Consider the following 19,967-nt stretch of genomic DNA (forward strand, 5'->3'; position numbering starts at 1 on the left):
ATGGAAAATAATTTTTTAGACTTAATAAAAAATGGATTTAATGATTTAAACTGGAAATCAATTAAAGTAGTATTTGATGTTAATGATGGTAGTATAGGTTATGAGACTATTCAGTATATAACACCTGACAACGAAATACAAGAGCATTGGATTCCTTTCAAGAAAATAAAGGAGGTTATTGATTTTATTAGGGAATCATATAATTCTAAGAAAAATACTAATGAAAAATTTAATAAAGTTGAAGTTAGTTTAATTTTAAATGAAAATAGCACAGTAAGATATTATTTAGATGAAGCTGAAGAATTAAAAAACAAAATAAACACAGAAAATGTCTTTTTCCAATGGTTAAATGATAATATGATGAATAGAATCTTTGATTTTGAAAAAGGAAATAATTTATTAACTCCGAATTATGATGAAGATGGAGACTTTATTGATTTTCAAAGCTCATGGGATCAAGGTATATTCACTTTTAATATTGTTAATAAAGAGGTTTTTCATAAAATTCAATTATTCAAGAATGAAGAATCTAGATTGTTATCTATGCCTTTACCTGATTATTTAGTTAATGGTATTTTAGAACACCATTATGTTACAAATAATGAATTAACGGAAGTTTGGGAACCATGGAATACTTTAGTCATAAAATCTCCACACAATAGTATACCTTATGATGATTGGAAAAAGTATGTAACATATAGTTTAGAAGATAAAATTGTTTAATAGTAAAAGAAAAAATCAACTAACAAAAACATGAAAATAAAATTACCCCTGAGTCTATTACTCGTTTTTTGTATTAGCATTTCTGTATTTGGATATACTAAAAATCCTAAAGATAGTTTATCAACAGAGCCAGTTGTAAAACCTGTAAGAATTACAAATAGTAAAAGTTTACGAAAATTTTCTTCGTTAGATAAATTTGAAAATTTAGAAAACACTTTAGTATCTAATGCTAAAGCACAGTATAGTTTTACTGATCAAGGTTTTAAATTTAATACTTCAGATTCAATCATTAACAAAAAGTGGTTGGATATGGCTGAGAATACTTTCAAAACCATTGATGAAACAGGTAATTTTATCGATGTTTTAACAAAAGATGGACTTAGTGAACTTCCAGTAGCTATTAAACCACAGAGTATTAGTAATGTAAAATATACGGTTGGTATTGCAAAAGCTGTTTTTAAACCAGCTTTTACAGAGTTAACAGTTTTTCTTAAAGTTGAGTTACCAAGCACTAATGAACAAAGAGGTGAGCAAGTTTTAATTCTTGGAGCTTCTAATGTGAAATTATCTCATGAAGGTGGTATAATAGGGGATGCCAAACTTCAATTGATTTCTCAGTTTACGGTTAATTTTAATAGTGGTACAGTTTTATTAACACTAAAAGGTAGTTTTGAAGAACCAGGTACGTATGCAATTATAGATTGTTCTGGTTTTAAAGAAATGGGATTAGACGCAAACATCAGGTTTGCTAATGGTTTATTACATCCAGTTGATAAAAACGGGAAAAAGAAAATCGGTTATGTTGAAGCCGATTTTAAAACCTCTATTTCCGATTGGAATGATATGGTAGTGAATATTTCATTACCGGAATTTGGCGTAAAAGGTTTAGAAGGAACAACTTTCAAATTAAATACAGCTGTTTTTGATTTTAGCGATTTACGAAATGATCCAGCGACACCTAGTGGTTATTTAAGTAAATATTACAGTGAAGCTCCTAATTTATGGAGAGGTGTTTATGTAAAATCATTGAAAGTTATTTTACCTCCTGAATTCAAAATAAAAGGAAAATCTGATGAAAGAGTAGCTTTTGGAGCAACAGATTTAATTATCGATGGACAAGGAGTAACAGGTAAGTTTATTGGTGAAAATGTAATTGGATTAAAAGAAGGAGATGCTTCTGGTTGGGATTTTTCTTTGGATTACTTTTTATTAGATGTTGAAACGAACAATTTAAAAGCAGGTGAATTCAAAGGTAAATTGGTTTTACCTGTTTCTCAACTAGATAGTTTAAAATATAATGCTGTTTTTCAACCAGGTGAATATAAATTAAGAGTAGAAACCGAAAAGGATATTCAGTTCAATGTCTGGAAAGCAGATGTACTACTTACAAAGGATTCGTATATAGAAATGAAAGTTGCTGATGGTAAGTTTAGACCTAAAGCAAGCTTAAATGGATCCATGAGTATAGCTTCCGGGTTGAAGAAAGATGATACACCTGCTAGTGACCCTTCTAAAAGTGTTGTTAACTTTAAAGGAATTAAGTTCCAAAAATTGGTGCTCCAAACTGAATCGCCCAAATTTTCTGTAGAATACTTTGGTATAGAAGGTCAATTACAACTGGCCAATTTCCCTGTCTCCATTAACGAAATAGGTCTAAAAACACCTACTGGTAATAAGGCTGAATTAGTTATAGATTTAGCCGTAAATCTAATGTCTGAAGGTGATGGAGGTAACGGAGGTTCTTCTAAATTAGCTATTAAAGGGAAATTAGATGAAGCGGGTAACAAATGGAAGTTTGATGGTATAGATCTTGAAAGACTATTCATTAAAATGGAAGTCGGAGGTACCGAACTTAAAGGTGCAATTTTCCTATTTGATGAAGACCCTAAATATGGAACTGGTTTTGCTGGTGCTGTTGGCGCAAAATTTTCTAAAGGTTTAAAACTTGAAGTAGAAGCAAAGGCTTTGTTTGGAAGAACAGAGACTTTCAGGTATTGGTTTGCAGATGCAATGGTAACCATACCAGGAGGTGTTCCAGTTTTCACAGGATTTGCTTTAAATGCCTTCGGCGGAGGAGTATATAACAAAATGAAAATGGCTGGTAATACAACTAATAAAGATGCTGCATATGAGCAAATAGGAGCATCCTTATCAGGAGTAATTTATGAGCCTTTTGAAGATAATGCTTTTGGAATGAAAGCGTCAGTGGGAATTACAACACAAAATTCTGAAGACTTATTTCATGCTACAGTAGAGTTCGGAATGGCATTTAAAAAGAGTGGTGGTTTACAGGAAATTTATTTTAAAGGTTTTGGAGAGTTAATAGCTCCATTACCTCCAGAGTTCCAAGATGTGGTTGATAGTAATTTATCAGCAATTGCGGCTCCGAATAGCAAAGGTATTCCTGCCCAAACCCCTACAGGAGCTATTTCAGCAAATGTATTCATTGGTTTTGATTTTGTGAATGATATTTTCCATTCAACTTCCGAAGTGTATATCAATTTTGGAATTTTAAAAGGAGTTGGAGAGAAAGGTAGAGCTGGTTGGTTAGATTTTTATGTATCTCCTGATGAATGGCATTTAATGATTGGAACTCCAGAGGACAGAATAGGTGTTAAAATAGACCTAGGAATTCTTAAAATTAAAATGGACAGTTACTTCATGGTAGGAGATGACTTACCAGGAAGTCCACCACCTCCAGCTATTGTTGCAGATATTTTGGGAGTAGATGTATCTAAATTAGATTACATGAGAGACCTTAATATGCTTGAATCTGGAAAAGGATTAGCATTTGGAGCAAGTTTAAGCGTTTCAACAGGTGATTTAACATTCCTTATTTTCTATGCTCGTTTTGATGCCGGAGTAGGTTTCGATATTATGTTGAAAGATTATGGAGATGCACACTGTAAAGGTTCATCTGAACCTATAGGTATGAATGGTTGGTATGCTAACGGCCAAGCTTATGCTTATTTATATGGCGAATTAGGTTTAACGTTTAAGTTATTTGGTTCAAAAACAAAAATACCTATTGTAAGTGGTGGTGGAGCAGTATTACTGCAGGCAAGACTTCCAAATCCAGCATGGTTTAGAGGATATTTAGGAGGAAAATATAATTTACTAGGTGGATTAATCAAAGGTCGATTTAGATTTAAAGTAGAACTTGGAGAGAAATGTGAAATAGTTGGAGGTAGTCCTTTAGATGGAATTGTTGTTATTGGAGACATGACTCCTAAGGATGGAAGTGCAGATGTAGATGTATTCGCAGCCCCTCAAGTTTCATTCAACATGCAGATTAATAAGGTTTTCGAACTTCCAGATGAAACGGGTGAGAGAAAATATAAAATTTTCTTAGATGAATTTTCTGTAACTAATAATGGTCAGAAAATTCAAGGGGAAGTAAGATGGAATAATAATAATGATGTTGCTGCTTTTTATTCACATGAGATCCTTCCTCCTCATTCAAAGTTAAAGGCTTATGTTCAGTTGCATTTTGAAGAATTTAAGAATGGAAGTTGGCAAGTTATCAAGTCCGATGGAAAGACATCACTTGAAACTAAAGAGGTTAATTTCACCAGTGGAGATGCACCTAAAACGATTCCATTAACAAATATTGAGTTTATGTACCCTGTATTAGGACAACAGAATTTCTTTATTGATGAATATAACAAAGGTTATATCAATCTAAAAAGAGGTCAGTCTTACTTGTTTGACGCTGTTCCAGATTGGGATAGAGAAATGATTATGACGGCTAGTTCTGGTGTTAAAATGAAGAAAGCGTTTACATATAATTCAGCTAATAAACAATTGGTTTTTGATTTACCTGATGATATCAGTACAGATGAAAATTATAATATTAATATTCAGTTGGTTTCAGAAGGCACAGATGTTGGAGCCAATGTTTCAGAAAGCTATAATTCAAAAAATTTAAGTGACGATGATGAAAATACAGCTGAAATTAAAACTACCGAGTTGGAAGGTACTGTAAGCAAGAATGGTCAGCGTGACTTATTAACCTATGATTTTGGGACTAGTACTTATAAAACTTTTAAGAGTAAAATGAGGGATATGAATAATACAAAAGATTTATATGAATTCATAAATTATCCTTATGACTTAACTCTTTTGATGAGTATTGAACGATTAGAAGAATTTGATTTGGTTGAATTAAGAGGTAATGAATATTCTGGTAATAAGCCACTAATAATGGTTAGAGCAGTATTAGATGATAGTTATTATAAAAATCAAATATATCCACTATTATATAAAAATTATCCTTTAGAAGGCAGTATAACTGTTACTAGAGACACAGACAAAGTAGGAGTACCACCTGTAGAAGGAGTTGAACCTTTGACATGGTATCTGACGCATCTTGAAAATGATAATAAGGATGTTATTAATTTATACAATCCATACAGATATAATTTAACACATTATTATCATCAAGATTTTGAAGATTTAAGTTATCAATTAGTAACATCAGATATTCAATTGATAGGAAACCCTTTGTATGAAAAATTAATTAGTGAAGCTTTCCCATTAATGAGGAAGGATACATACAAAACAACGTACAAATATGTTTTACCAGGTCAAGTAAAAATTGGCGAGAATCATTCTGTTAAGTATATAAATCCGATAAATGATTAAGAATTTAAAATATTCTTTAATAGCAATTTTATTTTTAAATACATTTTTTTCAAATCTAATTGCTCAAAAAGAAATAGGTAATGTTCTTCCAGAAGTAAAAGCTATAGCAACTGTTACGGAGAAGAGTATAATGTTACGTTGGGGTGTTACTACTCCTACAGCATGGAAGTATTCAAATCAGCATGGTTATATTATAGAACGAAGAACTATTGTTAAAGACAAAATAGTGCTTAGACAACCAATTCTTAAAATCCTGAATACAACTCCAATAAAACCAAAACCAATGATGGAGTGGAAGGAGTTTACAGAAAAGAATACGAACGCTGCTATTGCTGCACAAGCCTTATACGGAGAGCAGTTTGATGTTTCTATGAATGAGGGAGGAAACGGAATTCTTAGTGTTATAAATCAAGCGCAAGCTTTTGAACAACGTTTTACGTTTGCTTATTATGCAGCGGATCAAGATTTTGAGGTCGCTAAATTTTCTGGACTTGGTTTTGTTGATAATGATATTATTGAAGGAGAAAAGTACTTATACACAATCAAAGTAGCCTTGCCAGAAACTAGTAAGTATAAAATTAAAAAAGGAGGAGTTTTTCTTGGAAAAATGGATTACAAACCGCTTCCAAAACCTCAAGAGTTTGTGGGTGTTTTTAAAGATAGAACCGCAATTTTGAGCTGGAATTTTCAAATTTTGAAAAGATATTATACAAACTATATACTTCAGAGATCTGATGACGGAGGTAAAAACTTTAAAGATTTAAATAGTACACCTATAACAAATCTTGGAGAGAGAGAAACCAATCCTTCTAATAGAATGTTGTATGTGGATAGTCTTTTTCAAAACAATAAATCATATCAATACAGAATAAAAGGAATTTCTCCATTCGGAATTGAAGGACCTTTTTCTGATATTGTTACAGGGAAAGGTGTTGATCCATTAATTTACAATCCATTCCTTACAGACTTATCTTTTCAAGATAATGGAAGTGTTACACTAAATTGGGAATTTCCTAGTCAAGGAGTAAACACCCTAAAAAACTTTGAATTGTATCGATCAAATACTCCCAAAGGAAATTATTTATTAGTGAATTCATCAATAGCTAAAAACGTAAGGAATATAAATATTTCAAACTTACAAGCTATTAATTATTATAAAATAGTTGCAATTGGTTACGATGGAAGTCGAAGAGAGTCATTTCCAAAAATGGTTCAACCTGATGATAATACACCTCCAGCTATTCCTTCTGGTTTAACAGGAACTATTGATTCTTTGGGTGTAGTAAAAATTAATTGGGCTAAAAATACGGAAATAGATTTTTTAGGATATAGAGTATTTAAAGCAAATTTAAAAAATGATGAGTTTACACAAATAACGTTTAAACCTATTCCAAACAACTCAATAATAGATACAGTTAATATTAAAACATTAACTAAGAATATTTATTATAAAGTTCAAGCTTTTGATAAACGATATAATCCATCAGGTTTTTCACAAGTTTTGGAATTAAAGAGACCAGATATTGTTCCTCCAACTGCTCCAATCTTTACATCTTTTGAGTCTAATGTTAAACAAGTGAAGTTGCATTGGGTTTGTAGTACGAGTGACGATGCTAAAGCAACTTTACTATACAGAAAAGAAGCTGGAGCTAATTTAGATTGGACTCTTATTAGTGAGCTTCCTTTACCAATAGACAAATACGAAGATCTCACAGTTCAAATAGGTAAAACGTATTTATATACCATAATTACTGTTGATGAATCAGGATTAGAGTCGGAACCAATAAGACCTTTAAAAGTTACAATTTCTGATAATGTAAATAAGGCTCCAATTAAGAGGTTTAATGGTATAGTAAATAGAGAATCAAAATTCATTCGTTTAAGTTGGAGCTATAATGAGGATAATGTTAAAGAGTATGTGCTATATAAAGCTGATGCTGAAAATCAACCAACCTTGTTTAAGATTTTTGATGCTCAAACAAAAAATTATACGGACAGAGAATTGTTAATCAATACAAAATACACCTATTTAATCCAAGCAGTTTTTAACTCTGGATCAAAGTCTCCCTTAAAAAAAATCAATCTGAATTATTAAGTTATGAAAAGAATTCTGTTTATATTTTTTATTATTAAGATAACGTTTCTATCGAGCAAATTATTTGCTCAGACAGATACCTATCAAATACGTTATGAATTGCGTTATGATCATGGAGTAAATGCATATTGTAGTCATTATGAAGCAAGAGTATGGTTTATTGGAGCTTCTAATTATGAAGTTATTGGCTCAGGAGGATGGGCTGAAGGAAGATATACATTAAGGGGGCAGAAGTCATTTTCAGTAAATAAAAAAATTAGAAGATTTGAAATTTATGCTAAAAGGCATCATAACAGCCGATGTCGAAGTGGAAGTAAGCACGAAACAACAAGACAAACAAATTTAGTATCTCATAGCTATTGTACAACTTATAATTTTACGTTAGATGTAAATTCTGCAATTAGAGGTACTGTAAATGCTAAATTTATTGTTAGTCCTAATAATCCAAAACTGGTAGTTACTAACGGAACAACTTCCAATGATGTTAAACAGTTTTGTGTTACTGATGTGGCTCAAATTAAACCGATTTATTCAGGTTATAATGCATCACAAATTTATAATTGGGAGTTTAAAGATCCTGTAAATACAGTAAGTACAATCACAACTCAGTATCAAAATTTAATCAATGCTCAGAATGAGGCTTATGAAATATGGCAAGATTGTGAGAATTTAAATAGTGGCGGTGGTGGACCGGGAGATCCAATTTTTAGAAATTCTAATATAAAAAATAAAAAAAGCAATGTAAGTATTACAGGTAATAAACTCCCTATTGATATTATTCCTGGTGGTAATCCAAGTACTACGTGTAAAAGGTGGTACGATCGATATGTAGTTGCTTATAATAATGTTAGAAACTTCACTGGACAAAAGTATTATCCTCGTGCAGTTTGGAGACCAATTCTTGGTAAAACGGAAAAGCAATTGGATTTAAAACTTTCTGATCTTTATTCAAGAGTTGAGGACCAACTTAAAGCAATGAGCAATAAAACAATAAGGATTAGATTAAATCCTAATTGTGACAGATCTTATAATCAAACAAATGAAGATGGAAGTGTAGGAATTCAATTTTTTCCTGAAGCTCCAAGACCAGCAAAAGCACCTGAAGCACAATCACCTCCATGTTCTTATGACGAAGCTATAGGTTTTACATTGTTCTTTAAAAGACAAATTTTAGAAGGAGAAACTGTAGATATTTCATTAATGAGAAAAATAGATACCGTTAATGAAGTAGCTTGGAATAATAATACAGGTATTACAGAGTTCGAATATGTTAGTCCAGGATTGTATAAATATGTTTGGAAGAAAGATTTAGATAAACCTGGAAATCTTTTGATAGATGGTCAGTATAGGTTAGAAGTTACAGGAAACAGAAAGTTAGGAACCACTTTAGTACCTAATTGTAAGATGCTTAACTTTCCAAAAGATGATCCTAATAATAGCGATGAGTATTATACAATAATAACTCCAAATCCTGTTGTATTTGAAGGATTAACATTAATACAAAATGAAACGTGTTTCAATAGAAAAGATGGTATAGTAGAAATTGAAGTTTCTGGAGGTTCTGGAATATATGATTATTATTTAGATGGAACATTTTACGATGTTAATTTCACTAATAAAACCACTATTTCTGGTCTTTCACCCGGCAATCATGTAATTAAAGTTAGAGATTCTAAAAACTGTGAAGTTAGAGATGGTTCAGGAGTTGAAATTTCAAAATCAATAAACATTGAACCAAAAACTAAAATTACACATATTGTTACTACCAATTCTAGTGAGATTATACACCCAGGAGCTCCAGGTGCTAGTACTGGTTCTATTAAGATAAATAGTGTTAGTGGAGGCACTTTATCTGGAAATACCTATGCTTATACAGTTCTTTTAAACGGGAATCCTTCTACAACATTAACAGGAACAGCTAATAAGAATGGTTTTATCATAGAAGATTTACCTAAAGGAACTCATAAAATTAGATATACCGATGATAATGGATGTCAGTCTGAAGCATTTCCATTACCAACATTAAATGATCCAGCACCCGTAAATTTTACTCATAGTATAACTAATGCTACTTGTAAAGGTGGTAACGGACAAATAAAAGTTTCCAATATAACTGGTGGTTATGCGAATTATAAAATTAAACTAACCAAAACGGGAATGACTCCTCAAGAGTATACTAACGTTCCTTCTAATACAGAAAAAATATTTACAGTTGGACAAGGAACTTATACAATAACTGTAACTGATACTAGGTCTGGAGAAAAAATAAAAAATAATATTACTGTATCAGAGCCAAATGAAATTGTTATCACAAATGTAAATGCAACTGCTATTAGTTGTAATGGAGGTAAATCTACAGTTACTATTTCTGTTTCGGGTGGTCAATCTGGTGTTGTTTATGAATATGCTATTTATAAGACATCTGGAATGGTTTGGCAATCTAGTAATATATTTAGTTTAGATGCTAGCCCTACAATTGGTTATCGTTTTGTAGCTAGAGACAAAAACCAAACATCATGTAAGTCGCAACCTTCATCAGTAGTAAGAATTAGTGAACCAACTGAGATTATTTTAGGAACACCAACAATTAAACACAACACTGTTTTTAATGGTGCTATTGGAGAAATCCAACTGCCTATATCCGGAGGAACTCCAGGTTATACAGTTACATGGACTAGAAATGGTTCTAGTATAGGTAATACAGGAGCTACAATAACAGGTTTATTAGCTGGCACCTATGTTGCAACAGTTGAAGATGCAAATAATTGTATTAAAACTTTTGGAAATATTAAAGTAGAACAACGGGATAAATTAGAAGTTAATGTAACAATTGATCAGGTTATTAGCTGTAATGGAGGAACTGGAATAGTTAGAGCAAATGCAACAGGAGGTTCTGAAAGCTATACGTATAAATGGTACCGAAATAATACATTAATTTCTGGTGTTTCTTCTATCACATATACTGGAATTACTGGTAATTATAAAGTTGAAGTTAATGATGGTTATACATCAGCTATAAGTGCTGTTAAAAACTTATCTGAACCAACTTTAGTTCAATTAAGTCTTACTAAAGAGGATATTACTTGTAATGCTCTTGATAATGGTAAAATTAAATTAAATATTTCAGGAGGAACATCACCGTATTATTTCTCAATTGATGATAAAACAACTTACAGTCCGGTTTCAAGCTTAACAAGTTCAACTATCACAGGTTTAACAGATGGAACTTTTAACGTTTGGGTTAAAGATGCTAATAATTGTGAAATAGCATCGGCTAAAAGTGTAACAATCAATAGACCGTCATTATTAGAGATATCAAACTTTACAATTATCAATAACCAGATTATTAATGAAAGTAAAGGAGAAATCCAAATAGAAGTAGATGGAGGAACACCTCCTTATACTTATCAATGGACAGATAAATTCAACCCAGCTTTTTCTGAAGTTACTCAAAATATAGCTAACCTACCTGCTAGTTCCTACATAGTAGTTGTTAAAGATGCTAATAATTGTGAAGTAACTCAAGAGTTTGAGGTTAAAGAACCACTTCCTCTAGCAGTAACAATATCTCAAACGAGTGCTATTTTATGTTTTGATGATGCTACAGCTACCCTTTTTGCTGAAGTAACTGGTGGTTACCCACTTAATTCAATTCCTTCAGATTTTGATTATAGATGGTATAAAGTAGAAGGAACTGCAACAACTTTATTAAATGGATCTAACTTGAAGTTAGATAAAATAGAGAATCTAAAAGCTGGTTTTTATCGTGTGGTAGTTAATGATAGTAAAGGAACATCTACTAGTAAAGATATTGAAGTTATAGAGCCTCCGCGTTTAGTAACTACTATTGATTTACAAAAGAGAGTTAGTTGCTTTGATGGAAATGATGGTGAAATAAATATTAGTGTAGTAGGTGGAACTCAGCCTTATAGTTTTAGTTGGACCAATTCTCTTGATAATACATTTAGTGCATCATCTGAGGATATATCAGGGTTAAAAAAGGGTAATTATAAAGTTATTGTTACCGATGCAAATGGATGTGAGTCTATTGTTTCTGACATAGTAATAGAACAACCTTTAGCTCCATTAGCGATAACCAATGAAACTGTAGTTAATTTAACCGGTTTTGAAACTAATAATGGTAGTATTTCAGTTACTGTAAGTGGAGGAACTCCAAATTATACGTATCAATGGAGAATTAAAGGACAATCTACAGTAATTGGTAATGCAAACTCATTAGAAAATATAGAAGCTGGTACTTATGAAGTAACAATAACTGATTCAAAATCATGTGTTTTAGTTAAAGATTTTATTGTTACGCAACCAGAATTGTTAGCAATTAATTCAGTTAATGCTACGGGAAATATTCTTTGTTATGGGGATAAAACTGTTGACTTAGAAGTTTTAGGTGTTACAGGTGGAGTAGAACCTTATACTTACGAATGGATTTTAAAAGGAACTACTACAGTACTAAGTACTAGTACTACATTAACGGATATTGGAGCAGGTGTTTATATAATTAAAGTTATAGATGCTAATCTAAATGAGGCGACAAATGAGTATACAGTAGTAGAGCCTGATGTTTTAGAGATATCAAATGTTCAATCACAGAATGTTTCTTGTTTTGATGGTAATGATGCTTTTATTGATCTAACCATAAGTGGTGGAGTTACACCTTATGTGTATAGCTGGAAACATGGAGCAACAACTTCAAGAATAGAAAATTTAAAGAAAGGTACTTATGAAGTTACTATTCGTGATAAGAACCTATGTGAGGTTACTCAAAGTTTTACCATAACTGAACCTTCTTCTGAAGTAGGAGTGACTAATGAAACAATTGTTAATTTAACTGGTTTTGAAACAGGTAATGGAAGCATTTCTGTTGATGCTATTGGAGGAACTCCTAATTATAGTTACGAATGGAGAGTTAAAGGAAATACATTTATAATCGGGACTTCAAATTCGATACTTAACTTGTCTGCTGATGTTTATGAATTAACAGTTATCGATTCTAATTCTTGTAGTTTTATTAAAGAGTTTACTGTAACTCAACCTGAATTATTAGTGGTTGGTATTCAAGAAACAACATCTATTTTGTGTAACGGTGATAATGGTAGTTTAACTACAAATGTAACTGGAGGTGTTACTCCATACAGTTATGAATGGACAGTAAAAAATGATGCTACAGTTATAAGTACAGTGAATTCATTAGATAATACATCAGGTAATGTGTATGTTGTTAAAGTAGTAGATGCTAATGGTAATGAAGCTACAAATGAATATACCGTTTTTGAACCTGAACTTTTAGCTATTTCTGATGTTTCATCTCAGGATGTTTCATGTTTTGACGGAAATGATGGTTTTATAGATTTAACAATTAGCGGTGGAGTTGCACCGTATACATATAGTTGGAAGAATGGAGAAACTACTTCAAGAATTGAGGATTTAAAAAAGGGTACTTATGAAGTAACTATACGTGATAAGAATTTATGTGAGGTTACTCAAAGCTTTACCATAAATCAGCCTTCTTCTAGAATAAGTTTAACAAATATTTCAATTGTTAATCTAACTGGATTTGAAACTGCTAATGGTAGTATTTCGGTTGATGTATTAGGAGGAACACCAAGTTATACGTATGAATGGAGAATTAAAGGAGAGACCACAATTATTGGAAATTCAAATTCAATAAACAATTTAAGTGCTAATTACTATGAGTTAACAGTTATCGATTCTAATTCATGTTCTTTTGTAAAAGAGTTTTTAGTTACTCAGCCTTCTTTACTTCAAGTTACTATTCAAGAAACGTCAGCAATTTTATGTAATGGAGATACAGGTAGTTTAAAAGCAAATGTTTCGGGAGGTGTTAGTCCTTATACATACGAATGGACTATCAAGAATGATACTACGGTAATTAGTACTATTAATACAATAGAAAATACTTCAGGAAATATTTATGTCGTTAAAGTTGTTGATGCAAATGGAAATGAAACAATCAAAGAATACACTGTTTTTGAGCCAGAGGTTATAACTATTTCTGATGTTCAATTACAAAATGTTTCTTGTTTTGAAGGCAATGATGCGTTTATAGATCTAACGATTAGCGGAGGAGTTGCACCTTTCTCATATAGCTGGAAACATGGAGCAACTACTTCTAGAATTGAAGATTTAAAAGCAGGAACGTATGAAGTTACTGTAAGAGATAAGAATTTATGTGAGGTTACTCAGATTTTCACTATTACAGAACCTTCAGCTGCATTGAGTTTAACTAATGAATCTGTAGTTGATTTAACTGGTTTTGAAACTGCTAATGGTAGTATTTCTATTGATGCAATTGGAGGTACACCAAATTATATGTATGAATGGAGAGTTCAAGGAAATGCTTCAGTCATTGGAACAACCAATACATTAACTAATCTAAATGCAGGTACATACGAACTAACTATTACGGATGCTAATTCTTGTACAATAGTAAAAGATTATACAGTAACGCAACCTGATTTATTAGTGGTTGATGTTCAAGAAACAGTAGCTATTTTATGTAATGGAGATACAGGTAGTTTAAAAGCAAATGTTTCGGGAGGTGTTAGTCCTTATTCGTACGAATGGACTATCAAGAATAATGCTACGATAATTAGTACTACTAATACTGTAGAAAATACTTCAGGAAATATTTATGTTGTTAAAGTTGTAGATGCAAATGGTAATGAAACAATCAAAGAATACACCGTTTTTGAACCAGAAGTTTTAACTATTTCTGATGTTCAATCACAAAATGTTTCGTGTTTTGATGGAGATGATGGTTTTATAGATCTAACGATTAGCGGAGGAGTTGCACCTTTCTCATATAGCTGGAAACATGGAGCAACTACTTCTAGAATTGAAGATTTAAAAGCAGGAACGTATGAAGTTACTGTAAGAGATAAGAATTTATGTGAGGTTACTCAGATTTTCACTATTACAGAACCTTCAGCTGCATTGAGTTTAACTAATGAATCTGTAGTTGATTTAACTGGTTTTGAAACTGCTAATGGTAGTATTTCTATTGATGCAATTGGAGGAACACCAAATTATACATATGAATGGAGAGCTCAAGGAGATGCTACAGTCATTAGAACAACCAATACATTAACTAATCTAAATGCAGGTACATACGAACTAACTATTACCGATGCTAATTCTTGTACAATAGTAAAAGAATATACAGTAACACAACCTGATTTATTAGCGGTTGATGTTCAAGAAACAGTAGCTATTTTATGTAATGGAGACAGCGGTAGTTTAATTGCAAATGTAACTGGTGGTGTTACACCGTATAGTTATGAATGGGTTGTAAAAGGTTCATCTACAAATATTAGTAACACTGCTTCTTTAGAGAATGTTAAAGCAGATATATACGTAGTTAAAGTAATTGATGCTAACGGAAATGAAGTTATAGTTGAACACACTATTAATCAACCAACTTTACTTGAGGTTGTAGATGTGCAAACCTCAGATGTTACATGTTATAATGGAAGTAACGGGTTTATTGACATTAGTGTAAGTGGTGGAGTACCTCCTTACACTTATAGTTGGAATCATACTACTGATAATGTAAATAGATTAGAGAATATTACTTCTGGAAATTATTCAGTTACAATTTCTGATAAGAATGGTTGTGAAATTCAACAAGCTATTGAAATAAAGCAACCAGTAAAATATGATATCACTAGTGTAAAACTTGACAGACCTTCTTCTGATCTTATAGATGATGGAATTATTGAAATTGAAATAACAGGTGGAGTTGCTCCGTATACTTATTTATGGACAGATGAGATTGGAACGGTAATTTCTAATCAAACAAGTAGTTTATTAGTCAATAGAATTGAAAATCTTGGCGAAGGAACGTATACTATTGTTGTTACAGATGCTAGCAATTGTGTAATTAATGAAACGTATAACCTTGCGAATCCGGGCGAAATTTTAGTATCTATTACTCAAATTCAAGAGATTAAATGTTATAATTCTTCTAATGCTATATTAGATGTTATAACTGTTGGAGGAGTAGGAGGAAACTCTTATCAATGGTTTAATGCTGTTAATGATCAATTAATAGGAACAGAAAAACAACTTAAAGATATCCCAGCAGGAGAATATTATGTGATTGTGAGTAATGCGGAAGGGATACAAGAGAAGAGTTCAGTATTTGTTGTTACACAACCTGATGAATTACAGGTTGCTATTTCAACTAAAGATGTAAGCTGTTTTGGATTTAATGATGGTAATTTTGAGGTATCTGTTCAAGGAGGAACCGGAAGCTACGAATATAGATACAGAAAAGAGTCAAGCTATTCAGATTGGAATACAATTGTAGGAAATTCTGTTACACTCACTAGCTTATCAAGTGGAAACTACACACTTCAGGTAAGAGATATAAACAATTGTTTGGCTCTAGATGCTTCTTCAAGCAATGAGTTTAGTATTACAATAAATGAGCCTTCAGCCTTAGAATTATCAAATGAAGTAGTTGTTAATTTAACTGGTTTTGAAACAGCTAATGGTAGCATTTCTGTAGCAGTGGTTGGAGGAACTCCAAACTACTCATACGAATGGTTTGATGGTTTAGGAGCTTCAATAGCTACAGGAGTTACTGAAATAACAAACTTAGTTGCTGGTAATTATACCTTTACAGTTACAGATACTAAAGCATGTTCATTTACTAAAGAATTTGTTGTTAAACAACCTGATGCATTAGAAGTTACTCTTTCAAGAACTTCAATTATCAGTTGTAATGGAGCTAATGATGGTTCTTTAGAAGCATTGGTAACAGGTGGAGTTTCAAATTATACTATTGAGTGGTTTAAAGAAGGTGACGCTACAGTTTTAGGAACAAGTTCAGCGCTTACTAATTTAGGTCCTGGTAATTATTATACAGTGATTACTGATGCAAATTCAAATACAGTTACAAGTTCAGTATATAGTTTAGTTGAACCTACTGTTTTAGAACTGAGTTTATCATCTGACTACGTGTTATGTGGAACTGGAAATGATTGGACAATCAATACCACAGTTACAGGAGGAACAGCTCCATATGTTTATTTATGGAACACAGGAGCTAACTCAGCGAATTTAGATAATGTTGTTGCAGGAACTTATGCAGTTACTGTGGTAGATGTAAATGGTTGTAGAGTTGAGAAATCTGTTGTTTTAACAGCACCTGAAGTTTTAGAATTATCAAATGAGGTAGTTGCTAATTTAACTGGTTTTGAAACAGCTAATGGTAGCATTTCTGTAGCAGTGGTTGGAGGAACTCCAAATTATACATACGAGTGGTTTGATGGTTCAGGAAGTTCAATAGTAACAGGAGTTACTGAATTAACAAACTTAGTAGCGGGAACATATACATTTACAGTTACAGATACTAAAGGATGTTCATTTACTAAAGAATTTGTTGTAACACAACCAGATCTATTAGAAGTTTCTCTTTCAAGAACTTCAATTATCAGTTGTAATGGAGCTAATAATGGTTCGTTATTGGCAAGTGTAACAGGAGGAGTTTCAGGTTATACATGTGAGTGGTTTGCTGAAGGCAGCTCAACAGTTTTAGGAACGACTTGGAATCTTACCGATTTAGGTCCTGGTAATTATTACGCAGTCATTACAGATGCAAATTCAAATACAGTTACAAGTTCGGTATATAGTTTAGTAGAACCTACTGTTTTAGAGTTGAGTTTATCTTCTGATTATGTAACCTGCGGAACTGGAAATGATTGGACAATCAACACTACAGTTACTGGAGGAACAGCTCCATATGTTTATTTATGGAACACAGGAGCTAACTCAGCGAATTTAGATAATGTTTTTGCAGGAACTTATGAAGTTACTGTGGTAGATGCAAATGGATGTAGAGTTGAGGAATCTGTTGTTTTAACAGCACCTGAAGTTTTAGAATTATCAAATGAAGAAGTTGTTAATTTAAGCGGATTTGAATTATCAAATGGTGCTATTAAAGTTGAAGTAGTTGGAGGAACACCGAATTATACTTATGAATGGTTTGATGGTTCAGGAACTTCAATAGCTACAGGAGTTACTGAGTTAACAAACTTAGCTGCTGGAACATATAATTTTACAGTTACAGATGCTAAAGCATGTTCATTTACTAAAGAATTTGTTATAACACAACCAGATCTATTAGAAGTTACGCTTTCAAGAAATACAATTATAAGTTGTAATGGAGCTAATGATGGTTCTTTACAAGCAAGTGTAACAGGTGGAGTTTCAAATTATACTTTTGAGTGGTTTAAAGAAGGTGATGCTTCAGTTTTAGGAACAAGCTCAACGCTTACTAATTTAGGTCCAGGGAATTATTACGCAGTCATTACAGATTCAAATTCAAATACAGTTACAAGTTCAGTGTATAGTTTAGTAGAACCTACTGTTTTAGAGTTGAGTTTATCGTCTGATTATGCAGGCTGTGGAACTGGAAATGATTGGGCAATCAATACTACAGTTACTGGTGGGACAGCTCCATATGTTTATTTATGGAACACAGGAACTAACTCAGCAAATTTAGAGAATGTTGTTGCAGGAACTTATGAAGTTACTGTTGTTGATGCAAATGGCTGTAGAGTTGAGGAATCTGTTGTTTTAACAGCACCTGCCGTTTTAGAATTATCAAATGAAGAAGTTGTTAATTTAAGCGGATTTGAATTATCAAATGGTGCTATTAATGTTGAGGTTACCGGAGGAACTCCAAACTACTCATACGAGTGGTTTAATGGTTCAGGAGCTTCAATAGCTACAGGAGTTACCGAGTTAACAAACTTATCAGCTGGTAATTATACTTTTACAGTTACAGATGCTAAAGGATGTTCATTTACTAAAGAATTTGTTGTAACACAACCAGATCTATTAGAAGTTTCTCTTTCAAGAACTTCAATTATCAGTTGTAATGGAGCTAATGATGGTTCATTATTAGCAAGTGTAACTGGAGGAGTTTCTGGATATACATGTGAATGGTTTGAAGAAGGGAATTCAGCAGTGTTGGCAACTACTTGGAATCTTACCGATTTAGGTCAAGGTAATTATTACGCAGTCATTACAGATTCAAATTCAAATACAGTTACAAGTTCGGTATATAGTTTAGTTGAGCCTACAGTTTTAGAGTTGAGTTTATCGTCTGATTATGTAGACTGTGGAACTGGAAACGATTGGACAATCAACACTACAGTTACAGGAGGAACAGCACCGTATGTTTATTTATGGAACACAGGAGCTAATACAGCGAATTTAGATAATGTTGTTGCAGGAACTTATGAAGTTACAGTGGTAGATGCAAATGGATGTAAGATAAACCAATCAATTACGCTTACAGCTCCTGAAGCTTTATCAATAGAAAGCGAAGTTGTTTCCAATCCTACTTGTTTTGAAGGGAACGATGGAAGTATTTCAATAAATGTAATCGGAGGTACACCACCATATCAATATGAGTGGACAAATGGAGATATAACTCAATTATCTCAAGGATTATCAGCAGGTCAACATGAAGTAATTATTACCGATAGTAAAGGTTGTACAACTTCAAAGGTATTTACAATTGAAAATCCTGCTCAAATTGAATTAAACTTAGGCGAAGATGTTACTTTATGTCAAGGGCAGAATTATATTCTTGATGGTAGAATTGAAAATGGTGAAAGTTATTCTTGGACTTCTTCTAACGGATTTACAAGTAATGAAGCCGTTGTTGAAATTACCGAGGAAGGTATTTATAAAGTAATTGCAATTAATAATCAAGGTTGTCAAGTTGAAGATGAAATTGAAATTAAGAGATCAACAGAAGATATTTCTGCTAATTTCCTGATGTCTTCGCAAGTATATACAAACGAAGTATTTGTAGCGGTTAATGTAAGCGATCCTGTTCCTGACGAGTTAGATTGGATTTTACCGCCTGAAGCAATTATTAAAGAAGTTAATAATTCTTTTGCTGAAATTTCATTTGCAGAAGAAGGCGAATATGAAATTACTTTATACACTAAGAAAGGAGATTGTGAGGCATTTTTAACTAAAAAAGTGCTTGTTTTAGAGAGAGATTTTGACGATCCAGGAAATGGAGACAATTCTGTAGATAGTTCTCCAAAGATTCAAGATTTAATCATTTATCCTAACCCTTCTTCAGGAGTATTTGCTTTAGAAGTTGATTTGAAAGAAGTAAGTCCTATTAGTGTTAAAATATTTACGTTGGTAGGTAATGATATGATAGACTATAAGAAAATGGAAAACGAAAGTGAATATAAGATTGATTATAACTTAAATCTTACCACAGGATTGTATTTTGTTGTCTTAGAATCTGGAAATGAAAGAATCGTAAAGAAGATTATTATACAATAAGAACCTAATTAGGTCAAAGAATTAAAAACTCTGTTAATAACTATATTAGCAGAGTTTTTTGTTTTATATAACCCCTGTTACGAATTGTTATTGATATGGTTTTTGTTTGCTTGTATCTATAAGTAACGAGTTTTTGTTAATA

4 protein-coding genes are annotated in these 19,967 nt (G+C 32.3%); all 4 read left to right on the forward strand.

What is annotated here, in order from left to right; translation table 11 throughout:
* Genes EV195_RS10235 through EV195_RS10250 form a run of 4 tightly spaced genes read left to right on the forward strand, consistent with a single transcriptional unit; the run spans window position 1 to window position 19,825 of the window.
* On the forward strand, window positions 1–723 hold the full coding sequence (locus EV195_RS10235; RefSeq protein ID WP_132794852.1) for a hypothetical protein: 723 nt from the start codon (window positions 1–3) through the stop codon (window positions 721–723).
* A gap of 30 nt (window positions 724–753) precedes the next feature.
* Entirely contained in the window at window positions 754–5,367 is a 4,614-nt protein-coding gene (locus EV195_RS10240; protein WP_132794853.1) for a hypothetical protein, read from the forward strand.
* Complete coding sequence (locus EV195_RS10245; RefSeq protein WP_132794854.1) at window positions 5,360–7,462, forward strand: fibronectin type III domain-containing protein; 2,103 nt, start codon at window positions 5,360–5,362, stop codon at window positions 7,460–7,462. The genes EV195_RS10240 and EV195_RS10245 overlap by 8 nt, the downstream gene beginning before the upstream one ends.
* Before the next feature lie 3 nt (window positions 7,463–7,465).
* Window positions 7,466–19,825: a T9SS type A sorting domain-containing protein gene (locus tag EV195_RS10250; protein ID WP_132794855.1), complete on the forward strand. Its 12,360-nt coding sequence runs from the start codon at window positions 7,466–7,468 to the stop codon at window positions 19,823–19,825.
* Window positions 19,826–19,967: the final 142 nt, after the last annotated feature.

The sequence above is a fragment of the Tenacibaculum skagerrakense genome, from assembly GCF_004345825.1.
In the GTDB taxonomy this organism is placed as follows: domain Bacteria; phylum Bacteroidota; class Bacteroidia; order Flavobacteriales; family Flavobacteriaceae; genus Polaribacter; species Polaribacter skagerrakensis.